This window comes from Paenibacillus xylanexedens, from assembly GCF_007676705.1.
In the GTDB taxonomy this organism is placed as follows: domain Bacteria; phylum Bacillota; class Bacilli; order Paenibacillales; family Paenibacillaceae; genus Paenibacillus; species Paenibacillus xylanexedens_C.
Genome location: NZ_VEBF01000001.1, coordinates 952,833 through 969,627, shown reverse-complemented (window position 1 = coordinate 969,627; position 16,795 = coordinate 952,833). Strand labels below are relative to the sequence as shown.

General features: G+C 46.4%; 17 protein-coding genes, 1 tRNA gene and 1 riboswitch. Of the genes, 12 read left to right on the top strand and 6 right to left on the bottom strand.

Going from position 1 to position 16,795, the window contains the following annotated elements; genetic code table 11:
• Positions 1 to 484: 484 nt before the first annotated feature.
• From FS628_RS04185 to FS628_RS04170, 4 genes are all read left to right on the top strand, one after another.
• Positions 485 to 1,288, top strand: a complete 804-nt coding sequence (locus tag FS628_RS04185) for a Cof-type HAD-IIB family hydrolase (protein ID WP_145321386.1) — start codon at positions 485 to 487, stop codon at positions 1,286 to 1,288.
• 106 nt (positions 1,289 to 1,394) lie between these two features.
• Complete coding sequence (locus tag FS628_RS04180) at positions 1,395 to 2,435, top strand: hypothetical protein (RefSeq protein WP_145319267.1); 1,041 nt, start codon at positions 1,395 to 1,397, stop codon at positions 2,433 to 2,435.
• Positions 2,436 to 2,541: 106 nt separating this feature from the next.
• On the top strand, positions 2,542 to 3,090 hold the full coding sequence (locus FS628_RS04175; protein ID WP_145321384.1) for a GNAT family N-acetyltransferase: 549 nt from the start codon (positions 2,542 to 2,544) through the stop codon (positions 3,088 to 3,090).
• 402 nt (positions 3,091 to 3,492) lie between these two features.
• Entirely contained in the window at positions 3,493 to 4,623 is a 1,131-nt protein-coding gene (locus FS628_RS04170) for a glycosyltransferase family 4 protein (RefSeq protein ID WP_145319264.1), read from the top strand.
• A 139-nt stretch (positions 4,624 to 4,762) separates the two neighbouring features.
• On the opposite strand, the gene FS628_RS04165 is transcribed toward FS628_RS04170, so the two are convergent.
• Positions 4,763 to 5,818 (bottom strand): YkvI family membrane protein, encoded by a 1,056-nt coding sequence (locus FS628_RS04165; RefSeq protein WP_145319261.1) that lies wholly within the window; start codon positions 5,816 to 5,818, stop codon positions 4,763 to 4,765.
• A 204-nt stretch (positions 5,819 to 6,022) separates the two neighbouring features.
• Between FS628_RS04165 and FS628_RS04160 the strand changes: the two genes are divergently transcribed.
• From FS628_RS04160 to FS628_RS04145, 4 genes are all read left to right on the top strand, one after another.
• Positions 6,023 to 6,604 carry a xanthine phosphoribosyltransferase gene (locus FS628_RS04160; protein WP_145319258.1) on the top strand — a complete coding sequence of 194 codons (582 nt, stop codon included), beginning with the start codon at positions 6,023 to 6,025 and terminating at the stop codon, positions 6,602 to 6,604.
• A gap of 97 nt (positions 6,605 to 6,701) precedes the next feature.
• Positions 6,702 to 7,031, top strand: coding sequence for a hypothetical protein (locus FS628_RS04155; RefSeq protein WP_024629266.1), 330 nt, complete (start codon positions 6,702 to 6,704; stop codon positions 7,029 to 7,031).
• A gap of 119 nt (positions 7,032 to 7,150) precedes the next feature.
• Positions 7,151 to 7,369 carry a hypothetical protein gene (locus FS628_RS04150; RefSeq protein WP_145319255.1) on the top strand — a complete coding sequence of 73 codons (219 nt, stop codon included), beginning with the start codon at positions 7,151 to 7,153 and terminating at the stop codon, positions 7,367 to 7,369.
• A gap of 125 nt (positions 7,370 to 7,494) precedes the next feature.
• Positions 7,495 to 7,824: a carboxymuconolactone decarboxylase family protein gene (locus FS628_RS04145; protein ID WP_017689352.1), complete on the top strand. Its 330-nt coding sequence runs from the start codon at positions 7,495 to 7,497 to the stop codon at positions 7,822 to 7,824.
• A 97-nt stretch (positions 7,825 to 7,921) separates the two neighbouring features.
• On the opposite strand, the gene FS628_RS04140 is transcribed toward FS628_RS04145, so the two are convergent.
• Positions 7,922 to 8,386, bottom strand: coding sequence for a C40 family peptidase (locus FS628_RS04140; protein ID WP_062833670.1), 465 nt, complete (start codon positions 8,384 to 8,386; stop codon positions 7,922 to 7,924).
• A gap of 5 nt (positions 8,387 to 8,391) precedes the next feature.
• Positions 8,392 to 8,523, bottom strand: a riboswitch (cyclic di-AMP (ydaO/yuaA leader).
• 428 nt (positions 8,524 to 8,951) lie between these two features.
• Between FS628_RS04140 and pelA the strand changes: the two genes are divergently transcribed.
• The 3 genes from pelA to FS628_RS04125 all read left to right on the top strand — a co-directional run bounded on the left by pelA (position 8,952) and on the right by FS628_RS04125 (position 11,240).
• Positions 8,952 to 9,905 carry a pectate lyase gene (gene pelA / locus FS628_RS04135; protein WP_222125178.1) on the top strand — a complete coding sequence of 318 codons (954 nt, stop codon included), beginning with the start codon at positions 8,952 to 8,954 and terminating at the stop codon, positions 9,903 to 9,905.
• Between the two features lie 174 nt (positions 9,906 to 10,079).
• A tRNA-Leu gene (locus FS628_RS04130) sits at positions 10,080 to 10,164 on the top strand.
• 200 nt (positions 10,165 to 10,364) lie between these two features.
• A complete protein-coding gene (locus FS628_RS04125; RefSeq protein ID WP_260870923.1) occupies positions 10,365 to 11,240 on the top strand; it encodes a divergent polysaccharide deacetylase family protein in 876 nt (291 codons plus the stop codon).
• Here the strand turns inward: FS628_RS04125 and FS628_RS04120 are convergent.
• Entirely contained in the window at positions 11,215 to 12,000 is a 786-nt protein-coding gene (locus tag FS628_RS04120) for an N-acetylmuramoyl-L-alanine amidase family protein (protein WP_145319252.1), read from the bottom strand. The genes FS628_RS04125 and FS628_RS04120 overlap by 26 nt on opposite strands.
• A gap of 194 nt (positions 12,001 to 12,194) precedes the next feature.
• On the opposite strand from FS628_RS04120, the gene FS628_RS04115 reads away from it, so the two are divergent.
• Entirely contained in the window at positions 12,195 to 12,413 is a 219-nt protein-coding gene (locus FS628_RS04115) for a YqzE family protein (protein WP_145319249.1), read from the top strand.
• 83 nt (positions 12,414 to 12,496) lie between these two features.
• Here FS628_RS04115 and FS628_RS04110 read toward each other — a convergent pair whose 3' ends face one another.
• The 3 genes from FS628_RS04110 to FS628_RS04100 all read right to left on the bottom strand — a co-directional run bounded on the left by FS628_RS04110 (position 12,497) and on the right by FS628_RS04100 (position 16,617).
• Positions 12,497 to 13,459, bottom strand: coding sequence for a hypothetical protein (locus FS628_RS04110; RefSeq protein WP_145319246.1), 963 nt, complete (start codon positions 13,457 to 13,459; stop codon positions 12,497 to 12,499).
• Positions 13,460 to 13,662: 203 nt separating this feature from the next.
• Complete coding sequence (locus FS628_RS04105) at positions 13,663 to 14,856, bottom strand: YqhG family protein (RefSeq protein ID WP_260870922.1); 1,194 nt, start codon at positions 14,854 to 14,856, stop codon at positions 13,663 to 13,665.
• 3 nt (positions 14,857 to 14,859) lie between these two features.
• On the bottom strand, positions 14,860 to 16,617 hold the full coding sequence (locus FS628_RS04100; protein WP_145319243.1) for a DEAD/DEAH box helicase: 1,758 nt from the start codon (positions 16,615 to 16,617) through the stop codon (positions 14,860 to 14,862).
• Positions 16,618 to 16,795: the final 178 nt, after the last annotated feature.

The window sequence follows — 16,795 nt, the reverse complement described above, 5'->3', positions numbered from 1 at the left end:
ACGAAGTGAAGCAGGGAGTCGTGAGGGAAGCGAAGCCCCGAAACTAACCGCCGCAGGCGAGAAAGCTCCCGACCTTCGCGAAGCGGAGCAGGGAGTCGTGGAGGGAAGCGAAGCTCCGAAACTAACCGCCGCAGGCGAGAAAGCTCCCGCCCTTCGCGAAGCGGAGCAGGGAGTCGTGGAGGGAAGCGAAGCCCCGAGACTAACCGCCGCAGGCGAAAAAGCTCCCGAACTTCGCGAAGCGGAGCAGGGAGCCGGGCAGAAAGCGGAGCCCTGCCCGTAATGGTCCCGGTTAAGCTTGGGCGGGACCGCCGCTGACCAGCGGTGTGCCCGGCAACAAGCGTTCCTACGCCAACCGTGACATAGCAAGACCCGACCTCCCGCCGGTGAGCAAACGGGAGTCCAGAGGGCAGAGCCCTCTGGGGCCCTCCCTCGGAAGGGAGGGTTTGGGTGGGTGCGACTACTAACAGATAAGGATGAAACCAAAATGACCATTAAATTAATTGCACTTGATGTAGATGGAACACTGCTCAATGATCATCATGAACTTACTGAATGGACTCAGGAGACCTTGATCCAAGCTTCCCGTCAGGGAGCGGAGATCGTTCTGTGTTCGGGTAGAGGTCCGGCCAACACGATTCCTTTTATGGAACAGATGGGACTGGATGGATATGTAATTACACATAATGGCGCCGTAACAGCACAGGTGGATACACGTGAAGTGGTTCATCATTTTGCATTAGATGGACAGGGACTGGAGCGCATCATCACCTACTGCCGGACCAATGGAGTGCATTTCGACATCAATACGGCTTTTGGGCTGTATGTCGATCAACCGGAAGGTTTGGGGCTACAAGTGCGTGAGATGTACTACAACTTCATGGCAGAACCGATGAAGCTGCCCAAGTGGGTTGACATGACAGAGCCGCTGGCCAAATTCACTGCATTTGGTCCTATTGAACAGATGGATGCTGTACTGCAGGAGTGGTCTACCTGGAATCTGCCTTATTATATGACACGGAGTGGTGACTTTTTTATTGATTTGATGCATCCCGAAGCGTCCAAAGGCGCTGCGCTCAAAAGGCTTGCCGAATCGAAGGGAATCTTGCCTTCGGAGATCATGGCGATCGGTAACTATTTCAATGATATTACAATGCTGACCTTTGCAGGCAAAGGCGTTGCTATGGATAACTCACCGGATGAGGTGAAAGCTGCTGCAGATGAGGTGACACTCTCCAATAACGAACAGGGTGTGGCACACGCAATCCAAAAATATGTGTTATCCGTCTAACCGTTCTGTCTAGTTCTGATATTCGTTCTGAAATGAATGTCTGCCTCATAATCTACCGTCTTCAGGGGCATCCTATGATAATAACGTTAGGAATGGAGGACAGGTTATGAAACATGAGGTGGAATTGGTTGCTGACCTGCGTACATCAGGTGGTGAAGTACAGGATGTAATGGTCAATGGACAATATGCAGGATCACTTTTTGTGGTATACAGAGAAGGGGATCGCCTATCCGGTAGTCTTCAGATCGATGAAGGGTTACTTCCAGATGATACTGAAGAATATATCGTGGAAAAAGTACATGCCTATGTCCGATCTCTTGCGGACGCGTTGGAGGCTGCATATTATGAAGTGCTGGTCAGTTGTGGCTCATTACATTCGGTTTTGCACATGCCTGAGTCAGAGTCGTTATGGTCATCCGAGGATATGATCTATGATGAAGAGAGCGATGACGATATATCCAGTATTGAAACGAAGGTCATTCCTGGTTCACAAGCCGAATCGTTTACATATGAAGATCGGGATCATGTCCTGGAGATGGAAATGATAAGCGCAGGACGCAGCATCTCAACATATCTATTTAATGATGTCGATGGACAGGAACTTGCGGAAGCTTCCTTAAAACAATATGGTGCTGATGCACAAGGTGAAATACACTGGTACGATGAGCCTGATGAGAATCAATTGGAAGCCGCGGCAGAGTTGCTGGTCAGGGAGCTGGATGAGGACAACATTGATACGATTACAATTCGCATGTGGCATCAGGGCAATGAACTTGAGGCGTTAGAGTGGATACATCGCGATTTTTCCGAGGAGTTTGAAGATAGCCATGAATCGGATTTGGATGAGTTGGAAGCTCCCGAAGAAACTTGTTATGTCATGCTGAAGCGTAAGGATCGGGAGTTCAGGGTATATGAGCTGTTTCTTCAGGAGCGAGGTGGATTGCCTGTGGGTACAGCAACCATAGACACTTCTCATTCCGATCTGACGGGATACATTGATTACGAGGTTCCTGGAACCAGCATGCAGCGAAAGAGCCTGGTCGAGGTGCTCATGCAGGAGTTGGACAAGGAAATGGAGTTCGACACCTTGCACCTGACGATGTTATATCGAAACCAGATTATTGATGAGGCCAGAATAGACGGGTAAAAGGCAGTTGCCTTTTACCTTTTTTTGTTCTCATTTTGACGAAAAATCCATTTCCCGGTATAGTACCATTAGTTTAAAAGAGATCAGGAAGCGGAGGATACCCATGATGCACTCATACAGAATAATTAGCGAATATTTAAACGATGGTTTTCAAGCGGTTCAGGCGAAGCCGGAAGATACGGAGGATGTGATGTCGCTGCTGATGGAAACAGCCGAATGGTTACAAAGCCAAGGTTCTTCTCAATGGAACGCATTGCTTAAAGGTGAAGATTCACATGATACGGCAGGGGCAATTCGGCGTGGGGATGTTTTTGTTTTCAAAAAAGGTGCGGACGTAGCGGGAATGGTTATCCTTATGGTTCAGCCAAGCCCATGGGATATTCATCTCTGGGGTACCAAAGCTCACGCCGAGGATGGCGCAATCTATCTGCATCGTTTGGCGATTCGAAGAAAATATACTCAGAGCGGTCTGGGGCGGTCTATTTTGCAATGGTCCAGCAATGGCATTCAGTTTGAAGGCAAACATACGGTTCGGTTGGACTGCGGTGCGAGCAACGTGACGTTGAATACTTTTTATGCGCGGAATGGGTATACCTTTTTGGGAGAGACAGATGGTTACAGTACATATGAGAAGCCCGTGGAGCTGCTCAGCTGAAAATTTGGGCTATCTAAAAACACGTTGCGGACAACCATTGGAGATTGAAGGATCGTGTTTTTTACTTCTGAGGGGTGAAGTAAGTGAATATGTTGTATATACGACTTGTTGAATAAACAGCTGGATCAGTTTAATCAGTTTAATTAATCAGATTCAGCAGAGTAGTGCAAACAAGTGATCTTCACTGGAGGCTTGCGGCGTCTAATGTAATATAGATGTTCCGGCTTTCCTATGTCATAATGGACAGTAGAGCATTACGCAGACAAGAAAAAGATGTTCATTCATTCAAGGGTGAACAATTGAGAGGGATTCTCATTTTGTATCTTTACTGAACATATGTTCTGATATATCATGAATGTATATGCATTGAAAGAACGTAAGCTAGAAAGGGGGAAACTAACGGTGAAATTGCTGCAGGCGCTTTTCTTTCCTCCGGAGCAGCCCGGAGGTGTATCCTCTATGATTCCGTATATGCAAGAGAGGTTTACAACCCCGAGGTGGGAAATGGATCTGTTCTCGTTGCCGAAGCGTATTCGCAACAAGGGCAGAGAGGAAGTTCAGTTCGAAACATTTGATTGGACCGAATATCAGGACAGTCCTGTTGTCCAAAAATATATTCAAACTTATCGTGATTACCTATGGTGGACCAAACTGCGTATTCAGAAGCCCTATGATCTAATTCATGCTCACCACCCGATTGCGGGACTTGCAATGAAAACGGTTTTCCCGGAAACACCCCTCATTCAGACGATTCACTCCAGTTATGAACGAGAATTAATTCTGAATGGACGCATTGAAACAGATGGGCCTGAGCATCGATTCCTGCTTGCAATATATGGTGAGCTGGAGCATCAGGCGGAGCGCCTCTTGACGGTCTCGGATTCGTTCCGTCGTTATTTGGGGCCTTACGTGAAGAACCCTGATGTTATTGGAGTGATCCCCAATGGATTCGATGAGAAGCGGTTTAAGCCAATTCCTCATGATAATGCCATACCGCAACTGGTCACGGTATGTCGGCTTGTTCCCGCAAAAGGGTTGGATATTCTTTTCAAGGCTTGTGCAGAACTGAAGGGTCGAGGTCATGATTATGTGTTACACATTATTGGAGACGGACCGATTCGTCCTGACCTGGAAGAACTGGCGCAGCGGTTGGGCATTTATAATGAAACCATTTTCTATGGGTATACACTTCACCCTGAGGAATTCATGCCATTCTTCGATATTTTTGTATTGCCTTCACGGGCAGAAGCATTTGGCTCTGTCTTTGCAGAAGCGGCTCTGAGTTGCCTGGCTCTTGTCGGCACGGATGTAGGTGGTATACCCGAACAGATCGAGAATGGTAGCAATGGGTTGCTCGTACCTGCAGAAGATCCTTCTGCGCTGGCTGAAGCACTTGAAAAAGTGATGCTGGACCCGGCTTACCGTTATGAGCTTGCACGTTCAGCGTGTGAAAAAGCCAAAACGCATTACTCTCTCGGCAGGTCGGTGAATGAGTTGAAAAAGATGTACTTGCAGTTTCCCAGTCAAGCCTAGGAAAAAAAGAGCAAAAAGTGCAAGCCGCTGTGCGAAACAGCGGCTTTTTGTCATCTTCAAGGAAATAGTATGCGGGATGAGTTATGGCCATGAACCAATTGATGTTCATCAACATCGTGATATACATAACCGTGAAGTCTTAAGTATTGTTGCGTCCACGAAAAGCGCCCCAGCGATTAAGTACCAATTTGGCAGCCCAGAATAGTGCCATACTTCCGAAGATGGGGTAAAGGATGGATAGCAGAGAACTGAATCCAAACTGACTGAGTGAGTAGCACAACAGCATAATGGTTAATGTAATGAAACGGGGATGCACACGTATATGTTGTCTGAGTTGCAGAGTCATTCCATAGATGTCTGCTACAAATGTACTGAATATCTCCATAAAAATAAGGGATACATATACAGATTGCACTGCCCACCCGAGTTGAAACGCAATGCTGCCCATCGGGATTTCGAATTGGATGATGCCTGGCATCTGCGCTGACATGGCGAAATGAGCTGCCATCAACATGAAACCTACACCAATTCCGCCGACTACACCGCCCCATTTAAGGACACTCCGACTGTGAATCTGGTTACCCAAGGGTACGAGAACGGCTTGGGCCAATACCAGATTAAACGAAGTATACAGCAGTGGAGACAACCACACCTGAAAAGGGCTTGAGTCTGTCGTCAGCGTTATGAATCGGGATGCACCAGGATGATGCAGGGTGCTAGTTATCATGAGCAGAGATAACAGGAGCATCATGGGCACGACGATACTATTCATCTGAAGGATGGCCTGAATGCCACGACCAAGAAGCAGATATGAACCTACAAGTGTGACGATCAGACCCGTCTGATAATGCAAACCCAGATGTTCAACAAAAACGGAACCTGCTCCGGCAAGCATGACACTGTTCACGCCAATGAGAATGAGAAGGGTCACCCATGTGATCCATTTGCCCGCTTTTTGGCCAAATAAATGTTTGTTCAAATCCTCATAAGAGCGGGAACCGGTATCGTGAGCTATGAGCATCATTTTGGTACCTAACCAGACAAAGAGCATGGTGGATAAGCCTATGGTGATGGTGGCCCATTTGCCATACTGGGTAAAAAACTGCAATATTTCCTGCCCTGTTGCGAAGCCGGCTCCGACCACCGTTCCAATGTATGTAAATGCGATCTGCAGCACCCGAAATGCCTGTTTCATGTGTTTCCCCTCTCAGGCCCCTGTATAGTTTGGACATGCGGGTACCATGGTACAAGGTATGCTTGACCCACGAAAGTCATGACAATGGAAAGCGAGCTCTGGCTTGAATTGCACCTTAAGGACAGCACCCAGGCAATTTCGCTTGAACTTATAGATAGATATATGATACTTTTACCTCATAGGATAGGCTTGGGAGGTCAAATCATGGAAGTATTGAAACAACGAATTTTACAAGAAGGTGTCGTCATCTCGGATCAGGTGTTGAAGTTGGATGGTCTGTTGAACCACCAGATCGATCCTGCACTAACGATGGAGATGGGACGGGAGTTTGCTGCCCGGTTTCGTGAAAGTGGAGTGACTCGGGTAATCACGGTAGAATCCTCAGGGATTCCTGTTGCTTTTGCCGCAGCCCATGAACTTGGAGTACCACTTGTATTCGCCCGTCGCAAAAAAACGCTTCTGGCTGATCCTGATGCTTACTGTGAACGCGTACCGTCCTTTACCAAGGGAATTGTAACGGACATTATGGTTTCTCGCGAGTTCATTCATGAGAATGACCGCATTTTGTTCATTGATGATATCATTGCCAATGGAGATGCCGCTCGTGGAGTGATCAAAATTATTGAACGTTCCGGTGCGGAGCTCGTCGGATTCGGCGTTGTGGTCGAGAAATGTTTTCAGGCGGGAGCGCGCACGATTCGTGAACAGGGTATTCCGGTGGAAGCCTTGGTACGCATTCGTTCCCTGAACGATGGAACGGTACAATTTGACGATAACGAAATGTGACATTTTAAAGGAATAGGGCCTATTTTTTGAACTATGCCTTTGCATGACCGCGGATTTCATTTATAATGGGGTTATGTTAGGGAGAGGAGGCAACACCATGGGGAACCAACCGGCAACAGAACAATTTTTTATTGATAAGCTGGCGGAATCGAAAGTTCATTTTGAACGTGCCCTGGATTGTAAACATACGGAATTCGATGACCTTTATCCCTATATGATTGAACATCCTCAATTTTTCTGGTACAAACGCTATGTTGCCTGGTCAGAATTACTGACGATTGTAGGCTTGTGCGAAGAGTTGTCCTTCTCTTGGAAAGAACAATTTACACCGCATCAAGTGGAGTACCTTGAAGAACGTGTGATGTCCGCCAAAGTGCTTGATTTTTGGTTCGAGAAGAACGACAGCAAAGAGCACGCGCAGCGGTAACTTTCAGTCGGGACATAATTTCGAATGACATGACAGTCCAATACAGTCACGTGAGACCTAAATGACATTTCATTTAGGTCTCTTTTTGTAAATAAATTTGGATTATAGGAGCCATGAACATGATCAGTGATACAGAACTGGACGCTCTGCGTCTGTCAGGTGAGAAAGTAAGAGTAGTGAGGGACGAGCTGGAATCTAATGATGTCACAGGAATTGTAGTTGCCTGGGATGGCGAGCAGGTACTTATCCGTCGTCAGAATCGACGTGTCGTTAAGCTGGATCGTAATTACCGATATCAGTTGTTCAGCGAGCCGCGCCAAAGTTTACTTAGTGAGTAACGCTAGAACATGAACGTTTAATTGTTTGCAATTACCATGATTTCTTGGCATAAATGACTCACTCGGGTGAGAAGATAGGTACAGTGAGGATGATCTGTAACTATAGCCGAGAGGGTGTGCTGCAAATGACATTGATGAATGATAAAGTTCATGCCTACAAGGATCAGATTGGAGCATTAAGCGATGTGCTGCCAGGTGTGGTGAAGTCGTATCATGAGTTTACTGGAGAATGTTTTCAGCCAGGTGTGATTGATGCGAAGACAAAACAGCTGATTGCGCTCGGGATTGGACTATTCGCTAACAATGAGGTATGTACCTTCTACCATGTAGAAGAAGCTCGTGCCAAGGGCGCAACAGATCAGGAGATCATGGAGACCGTTGCAGTTGCCGGAGCTGTCGGAGGCGGACATGCTCTGTCTCAAGGCGCAATGCGAGTGCAGAAAGCTTTACATTAAATACAGGTAAGGTAGTACAAAGATTGGTCCATACATGACTAGCTAAACAAAAGAGGAGGTTCCGGGTGATCCGGAGCCTCCTCTTTCTATATCATACCTACATTTTCCCTAACATTTTATCGTACATAAACTGTCCGGTTACCCGACGTGCTGTTACGTAACGATCATTGAAATATGGATTGGACAACTTGGTGATGCTTACCCCTTTACTGCTGGAAGCATGAGCGAATTGGCCTCCGCCGATATATACACCTGTATGTGAAATGCCTTTGCCCATCGTATTGAAGAATACCAGATCACCTGTGCGAATGTTACTTTTGGATACCGGAGTACCTGCTTTGGCTTGCTGCTGCGAAGTACGTGGCAATTCAATGCTGTATTTGTTGAAAAGATATCTCATAAACCCGGAACAGTCGAAGCCGGCCAGCGTCGTGCCACCCCACTTGTAAGGTATACCTGTCATGTTGTTCACTACGGAGTTAATACTGCTTGCCTCTGTGCTTGTTGCCCCGGATGTAAATAGTACAGCTGCTCCAAAAATGGAGATAATCAGTTTTTTCAAAATCAATATTCTCCCTTCGATGCCTACGGAGTTAGCTAAGGGTTCGGTAGAAGGTTCCCTATATTTCCTATGTATAAGAATAATTCACCCAAAATGGTTCCCCCGTTTTCAAACATGAAACTCGGCAATGAATAATTAAGTTTTTGTAACTATTTGAAACTATATTGCATAAATGCGTAATTGTCAAACCCATTTAAAACCCTTCGTAGTACCCCAATGTTATCGGAATTACGGTTTTTATATGAAAGAGGGCATCAAGTTTGGGTATCATTCATGACAAAAACGTCATTATTGATTCGTTGAAGGTGATTTTGGATAAATGAATAGGTTTGTCATGAGTTAAAAGAACTATTCCGTTATGTAGAATTTAAGATATTATATTCTTTAAGTTGCATATATTGACAAAAATCGATTTTTTGCATATTATCGTTTTATCCAATCCACATATTGGATGGAATTTGATTTTATTGTGCGAAAAATTCAAATAAAGGAGGTTTGAGGATTCGTATCTTAAGTAAGGTAGAAGTGGAAGATTTATTAAAACAAACATAGGAGAGTGTTATCTTTGAAAGCAAAAAAAATAGTTACTTTTGTTCTAGCATGTACCATGGTATTCTCAGCCGTTGGAATGGCAGTTCTCCCTGTAGCAACGGTATCTGCTGCCGATGCATCAGGCACAACAGCAAGTATTTCCGATGTTTTGAAGAACCAGCTGCCAGATGGAGGTTGGAGAAAAGATTATAAACAAACCAGTGGAGAATGGGCGAAGTCCACGATTGACAACAAGGCTACATACTCAGAAATTAGAAGATTGGCGAAAGAATTCAAAAAGACGAATGATCCGCGTTACTCAGCGGCTGCAATTAAAGGAATCAACTTTTTGATCAATATGCAGTATTCGAACGGTGGATGGCCGCAAGTGTACCAAAGCTCCGGATATCACAAACACATCACTTATAATGATGATGCCATGATTAACGTCATGTACATGCTGGATGAAGTAGCAACGCGTAAAGGTGACTTCTCGTTTATCGACAGTGCCCTTGCCAATCGCAGTAAGAACTCTGTTGCTAAAGGTGTAGATGCGATTCTGAATACACAGGTCGTTTCAGGCGGTAAGCTGACAGCATGGGGACAACAACATGATTCCAGTTCCCTTAAACCGGCAAGCGCAAGAATCTATGAAGTACCATCGCTGACGGCTGGAGAGAGTGTAACGATTGTTAAATTCCTGAAAACCAGACCTGCTACCGCTAAAATTACGGCATCCATTAACGGAGCGGAGGCATGGTTTAACAAAGTGAAGATTACGGGTTACAAGTATGAAAGAGCAAACGGAGACAGCAAAATTATCGCTGATTCCAAAGCTGCACCGATCTGGGCTCGTTTCTACGAAGTGGGAACGGATAAACCGATCTTTATTGGTCGTGACGGGGTCGTTAAATACAAACTAAGTGATATTGATAAAGAAAGAAGAGGCGGTTATGCTTGGTACGGTAACTGGCCTTCCAAGCTGTAAATAGTAAGGAGTCGCAGGTTTCATTGCGTCAATTCCTAGTAACTATAAGTAAAGCCCGACTCAGACATGGACGTCTGGCTCGGGCTTTATTGTTATTATTTTCACTGTTGACACGATAGATTCCGCATGATATATTATTTCTTGTCGCCGAGATTGCTTACGGAGATATAATATGCGGTCGTGGCGGAATTGGCAGACGCGCACGGTTCAGGTCCGTGTGGGCTAACCCCCCGTGGAGGTTCGAGTCCTCTCGACCGCATCAGAAGAAAAGGCTTGTATGTTGCTCTTGTAGCAATGTACAGGCCTTTTTTAATGTCTTGATTTCACTTTAACGCCTCAACTTATCCTGGTGGGTCAGGGTAAATCAATTTTTTACCGCTGTATCATTTACCTTCCACGTACATATTCATGCCTACATTATGAAACAATGAGGACACGGATAAAAGGAGGGGTTCAATTTTGAGAACGGTGAGAAAAGAATTGAAATCAAATCGGGAATTCAAAATTATCTTCAGGATGATTGTAATAGGAGTTCTTGGAATTTTAGTTTTGGTTGGTTCACTGAGCCGTGCGGACTTGGCCACAGCAGCGGTGACCGAAGTCAAATCAAAGGGTACGCCTAAACGAATGGCAATTATCATTGATGACGTGGGTAACAACATGAAGGGAACGGATGAGATACTGGCGATGCCAATCAAACTGACTGTGGCCGTAATGCCTTTTCTGCCAACAACGAAGAAAGATGCGATTGCAGCACATGAAAAGGGAATGGATGTGATTGTGCACATGCCCATGGAACCCCAGAAAGGAAAACCTGAGTGGCTAGGCCCAGGCGCAATCACATCCAATCTTACGGATGAAGAAGTCCGCGAACGCGTAGAGAAAGCGATAGATGATGTGCCCCACGCGATTGGAATGAACAATCATATGGGCTCCAAAATCACTTCTGACAAACGCATCATGTCGATTGTGCTCGACGTATGCAGGGAACGAGGCCTTTTCTTTGTGGATAGCCGTACGAATTTTCGCTCCGTAGCGGGTGAACTCGCGATATCCAAAGATATGCCACCTGTGGGCAATGACATTTTCTTGGATGATCAAAACTCCAAGCAGCACATTCGCAAGCAAATGGATCTGGCAGCTCAGCGTGCGATTGACAAGAATATATGTGTCGTCATTGGTCATGTCGGCCATACGGGGTTGAACACATCTGCTGTGGTTCGTGAATCGATCTCCCGTCTTCAGGGTCAGGTTGAGTTTGTAGGTATTGGTGATCTGGTGCGCGAAGTGTGGAACTGGCATGCTGCCCCTACACTACCGACAGGTAATAAATAATGCCATTAGCGATGGATTGGGCGATTCGTTTTTGCTCCGTTGGATCACTCATTCTGGCTCGATCTTCGGCATTACTCAAAAAGCCGGTTTCGACGATGACAGCAGGTTGCTTCACGTAATTCAACATATAGAAGGGCTTACCCCACACAACTCTGCGCCTAGTACCGCACAAATCGTTCATCGCATCCTGAATGGATTGGGCCAGCAGATAGCTCCTGCCCTCCTTCTGGTGCAGTACCACTGGGCCGTGTGTAGTGGATCTGGGACTCCAGTTCGCGTGGATGCTGACTACGATATCTGTACTCACTTCTTCGCTGAGGCTTTTACGTTGGGCAAGATCCCTGGTATGACGGGAGCGGCTATTCAGCCAGCGGTTCTCATCACTAAGTGCATAATCACCAAGTCGGTTAATAATGACGGCATAACCTTTGCTGCGAAGCAGGAGATACACCTTTTGGCTAATGGCGAGGTTAACGTCTTTCTCCAGCACACCTTGGGCTGATGTACCACCGTCAATACCGCCATGGCCCACGTCGAGCAGGATGACAGGTGCTGCAAAGGCATGATGACTTGAGCGATAAGCATCTCCATCGGTCACGGGCAGCATGGATGGACTGTTCTGAGCTGGGGTGGAATGATCTGAACTTTGTATTGCGGCAAGATCAAGATAGGCTGCTTTTCCATGAGCGCTATGTGGCAGGATGGGAAGGAACTGGAAGCTGATCAGCAAGGCTAACGAAGCGGTCAGCAGCTTATACATGGGAATACACACTCCTTCATGAAATAGGCATCGGATGCAGATTAATGACTGTATGGATACCTTTGGCATTAGACTGTGCATTTTGAGGGTTTTCATACCCCTTTCAATAAGAAATGTTTAACCATGGCACATCCTGCACACACTAGAACTATCGTAAGCTCCACGAATGTACAGGAGCGAAGGGGGCATAGGTTATGGCCAAAAGTGATGAATTGGTAAAATACATTACGCAGCGTGTAGTTCATTATATTGACACGCCGAAGGATGAACGGAAAGGTCGCGCCAAAAAGAAAGAGCCGTGGGCCATGAAGTGGTTCGGTATGATTCCATTCGCTGTATCCCTGTGGATAGGGAAAAAGGAAAAAGAATTGGATACAGAGTCTCATAAACGAAGTTCTTCGGGCAAAGGGTGACTACCGTTAACTTAATTTCGCGAATGTAAAACCAAAAAGACGCAATCCCTTTGAAACATGGGAAGGCGTCTTATTTGTTATGGTCAACGCTTCACGATGTAAAATTGACCATCTTGTTGCAAAGTGCTTAATGGGACAAAGCGTTGAATGAATGGTTTTCCGCCTAGAGCTACATATAGAACGGACCCTTCTTCCTGATCTGTATGCCATAGCTGATAACCGCTAACGGGGAGAGGTCCGCCGTATACGACGTTACGATCATCTGCTGAGAAAACAATCTCCTGATTCTCCCCGTGCTGTATCACATCTTGTGCCCGGTTGGCATCAACAGGCTTGGATGTAATCCACAACAGATTGTCCGCCGGATTGAAGACAGGACGCGGATGAAGCGGATCGACCGATAAAGATGAAATAGTGGATAAATCAGTAACAGTAACGCTGGCTGAGACTTGGTTGGCGTTAGACTCCAGTCGATTCAAGAATTCTGATGGTAGTAAATCTCCGTTCGTAGCATCAATATAAAGTGCAGGTTGATTCGGTCGCTCCAATTTCCAGTACGCCAGCAGAGGGAGAGCATAATTAGAATGAAGCTCTCCTCCGTTAGCAAGTAATGCATCAAGATTCACATGTTGTCTATTCAAGGCTTGTCCAAGAAGTTCACTGTTGTACGGTGACTGCTCTCCTTGACCGTATTCACTAAGCTTCATCTGTCCCTGTTCTGTGGCTGTAATAATCATATATCCGATGGGGTTTCCTTCAAATGTAGCTTGTACGAGCCAGCTATGTGTACCGGGGCCAAGAGGGTAGAAGTCCAGATCGGCGTTCTTCCAATTGGATTCGGCGTTAGCTGTGCCGAGTGCAGCAGCTTGGTGCTGTGCAAACTGCTGTACTTCAACGGGAGCTAACTTATTATTCTGAGCTGTACGAGTTTCAGAATCATACTCTGTTGATCGTGCAAGCGTTGGTGAAGAGAGTGTTTTATCTTCAGCATTTGCAATCGACCAGAAGGGGAGCAGGGCAACACAACTGAGTAAGACCAAGGTCATGCATGTTGTTCTTCGGGCACTGTTCCACCTTAAATGAAAGAATTGTTTCAATTAAACACCTTCTTTTCAAGTATACGTTACCTAATCGGTTCTAATTTCATTCTAGGGGACAGGCTATGCAAAGGATGCTGCAACCTGTCGGGCGGCTGATCATGAATAAACACTACTTTTGCCAGCATTTGCAGGAAAAGTAGTGTCTTCGTCTATCTTAAGTGAAACATGCCGCTACTAATGGCAGTCACTTTCACTTTGGGCTCATATTGCCAGATCATTTCCGTTCGACGTGTCTCATATTGCAATTTCATGGCTTCACGATCCATTACCGCCTGTTTTGCTTTCTCTTCCTCGGCATCTGTCTCGGAATCGACCTGTACTGCGGCCTCTGCCGCCAGTTCTACATCGGCTCCAATGGATTCAGCGTTGCTTATACCGATAAGTGGCTTCAATGGTACAGGTGGCTTACGATTAGGTTGGACATTTTCCGTGCCTGATGCCAAGTTGTCCGTTGTTTCTACCTCAGGCGTATCTTCTCGAAGTACAGCTTCATAGTATGTGTCCAACACGTCCAGCTCCAGATCAAGTCGCTCTTGGGCTTTCTCTGCCCAGCTATAATCAAGTTCCAGTAAGCGGTTCGTCAAATGAGATTCCAAAGCAGCTCCGGCATCCAATAACGAAACTTTAGCTGCCTGCACATGCATGTTCTCCGCGAGCCTCGGACTGAGGTCGCGTCGATTCAGCTTGGTCCCGAACTTCTCTATAATTTCACCTGAACGAAGGGAGATGCCAAGAAAATGTAATTCCTCCCGTTTCAAGTCACAGGCGAATTCCACCTTGAAACAGACACCGAGCCAAGGCTCATATACGGCCGGTGCTGTAGCGCGTAATTGTCGTTTGGCTGCCTGCTCGAACAGGTTCACGAAGGCACCGCCTTCACGGGCAGCGCCAAAAATCTGTTGTAATCTGCGGCTTCCGTACACGACATCTTCACGCAATATTCGTCCGGGTCCCAGCAGTGGCATGGATGGAGTAATGCCGAAGTATCGGCCCAAAATGGTTTCTTTCGGTGGCTCAACTTGGGGACTCCCGTTAGTGATACCATTCGTTCCGGCAGGATCAGGTGTAACCGGAGGTGAAGCCTGTGCAGCTTTGGCTTCTGCGGCTTCCATGGCTTGCTGATAGCTGTCGGGATCGAATATAAATGTAAAAGACATCGTCTCAGCGGGTGCTCCGGTTCGCTCCACAAACCCCCAATAATAAGGTCGATTAGTCAACGCTTTGTCCGCCTCAGGTGAGAGTTTGACCGTCACATGGGCAGGGGATCGCTCCATGATCTGACAATCGAGTGCTTCCAGGTAGGTGAGTACATAAGCTTGAACTTCATGCGGAGACATGGTCATCGGTCAGCTACCTCCTTTGCGAAGATCCAAACTGGACAAGGGAGGCCCTTCATCTGCAACCTCACGCTGAATGGAGTTCAGCGATTGTCCGAGAGAATCCATTTTACGACGAATATCTTCTTCATTTTGTGATTCCAGTATGATTTTGTATAAACTTTTCTCAATAGATTCTTTCTTCTCGAGCCGTTCCAGAATGACATCCAGTCCGCCGATCACCATCTCAAACATATTAATCTTTTCATGCAGCAGATTTAGAATGTGTTCCTCAATGGTTCCGGTTGTGGACAGATTGAAAATGTTCACGTCATTCTGCTGTCCCAGCCGATGTACACGACCGATCCGCTGCTCCACCCGCATGGGGTTCCAGGGCAGATCGAAGTTAATCATATGGTGACAAAATTGCAGATTAATGCCCTCGCCACCTGCTTCGGTTGCAATCATGGCTTGAACACGCCCGCGGAACAAGTCCATCATCCAGTCTTTTTTGCCTCGATTCATGCCACCCCGATAAGGGACAGCCGTAAGCCCGTTGTTACGGAAGTAGTTCAGCAGATACTCCTGTGTAGCCCGGTATTCGGTGAATATAATTACTTTTTCATTCATGTTTCGAACCAGTTCCATTGTTTTCTCGGCTTTGGTATTCTCCTTAATCGCTTTAATATGGGCAACGAGTTCCCAAATCTTGTCCCGAAGGGGGGAATCCAGCGGAAGTTTCTTCGACAGATTAACGAGTGTTACGAATACAGCATCCCGACTGCTGCACACTTCCCTTTGCAATGTGACAAGGGAGAGCATGCTGCTCAGGTTGCCGCCAGCTTCCTGATATTGGTCCTTCACAAAGGAAGTCACGCCATCGTACAACGCCTGTTCTTCAGGCGATAGTTGCAGATTTACATTGGAGACATTCCGTTTGGTAAATTGAACGGGGCCTTCGCCGCGGCGGTTGCGAATCATGACTTTGGAAAGTTCGTTCTTAAGCTGTTCCTGATTTTTTGGAACACGTTTGTCGACGACAAAGTTGGCTGCAAAATCACCCTGACGACCCAGTTGACCGGGTTTCAGCAGGTTGATCAGATTGAATAGCTCACTCATATCGTTCTGCACAGGTGTAGCTGTAAGCAAGAGACAATATTTTTTGCGCAATTTCAGCATGAATTGATAGTTGGTTGTTTTCTTGTTTTTGAGCTTATGGGCCTCGTCAATAATGATCATGTCGTAATCGGTATTCAGCAGCATATCTTTATGCGGGTCACGTTTGGCTGTATCCATGGAAGCAACGACCACTTCATTCTGCCAGGAATAAGCCTTTTTCTGGGCAATAGCAGGGATGCCGAACTTTGAATTCAACTCACGTACCCATTGCAACACAAGAGAAGCAGGCACGAGAATAAGCACCTTGGATACGAGACCTCGAACCATATATTCTTTCAGAATGAGACCGGCTTCAATGGTTTTGCCAAGCCCCACCTCGTCGGCGAGAATGGCCCGGCCTGACATTTCAAATAATACTCTGCGTGCAGTGTCCATCTGGTGAGGGAGTGGGGTAAGGCCTTGTAGATGCTTCAAACATTGGATCTCATCAAAATTGGGAATCAGGTTGGTCTCTTCGGCCTGAATGCCAAGTTGAAAGAGTCTGTAATCCCCCCAAGGGCCTCCTTTATCCAGTCGTGATTCCAATTGATTAATCCAGCTCCGATCGAATTCCAACGGAACGGGCAGTTCGGCTACAGGTTGATTCGTGTGCGGGTTTTTCCGGTTCATGGTGCTTCCTCCCCTGCCATACGTGATGACGTTCTATTCGTAGGTAATAGTATGGACGAATGAGAGGCAGTTCATAACTATGTGGGTTCAAATAAGGAATATTTACACTTGTCACTCCGATGACAGAATAACCTTCCGATCGCTGTTATCCCCAGATTTTTTTGATTCCCTTCTCCAA

What these genes read in the sequence shown, in the direction of transcription:
- FS628_RS04185 (WP_145321386.1), top strand. Translation starts at nt 485, where the DNA reads ATGACCATTAAATTAATTGCACTTGATGTAGATGGAACACTGCTCAAT.
- FS628_RS04180 (WP_145319267.1), top strand. Translation starts at nt 1,395, where the DNA reads ATGAAACATGAGGTGGAATTGGTTGCTGACCTGCGTACATCAGGTGGT.
- FS628_RS04175 (WP_145321384.1), top strand. Translation starts at nt 2,542, where the DNA reads ATGCACTCATACAGAATAATTAGCGAATATTTAAACGATGGTTTTCAA.
- FS628_RS04165 (WP_145319261.1), bottom strand. Translation starts at nt 5,818, where the DNA reads ATGAAACAGGCATTTCGGGTGCTGCAGATCGCATTTACATACATTGGA.
- FS628_RS04160 (WP_145319258.1), top strand. Translation starts at nt 6,023, where the DNA reads ATGGAAGTATTGAAACAACGAATTTTACAAGAAGGTGTCGTCATCTCG.
- FS628_RS04155 (WP_024629266.1), top strand. Translation starts at nt 6,702, where the DNA reads ATGGGGAACCAACCGGCAACAGAACAATTTTTTATTGATAAGCTGGCG.
- FS628_RS04150 (WP_145319255.1), top strand. Translation starts at nt 7,151, where the DNA reads ATGATCAGTGATACAGAACTGGACGCTCTGCGTCTGTCAGGTGAGAAA.
- FS628_RS04145 (WP_017689352.1), top strand. Translation starts at nt 7,495, where the DNA reads ATGACATTGATGAATGATAAAGTTCATGCCTACAAGGATCAGATTGGA.
- FS628_RS04120 (WP_145319252.1), bottom strand. Translation starts at nt 12,000, where the DNA reads ATGTATAAGCTGCTGACCGCTTCGTTAGCCTTGCTGATCAGCTTCCAG.
- FS628_RS04115 (WP_145319249.1), top strand. Translation starts at nt 12,195, where the DNA reads ATGGCCAAAAGTGATGAATTGGTAAAATACATTACGCAGCGTGTAGTT.
- FS628_RS04110 (WP_145319246.1), bottom strand. Translation starts at nt 13,459, where the DNA reads ATGACCTTGGTCTTACTCAGTTGTGTTGCCCTGCTCCCCTTCTGGTCG.
- FS628_RS04105 (WP_260870922.1), bottom strand. Translation starts at nt 14,856, where the DNA reads ATGACCATGTCTCCGCATGAAGTTCAAGCTTATGTACTCACCTACCTG.
- FS628_RS04100 (WP_145319243.1), bottom strand. Translation starts at nt 16,617, where the DNA reads ATGAACCGGAAAAACCCGCACACGAATCAACCTGTAGCCGAACTGCCC.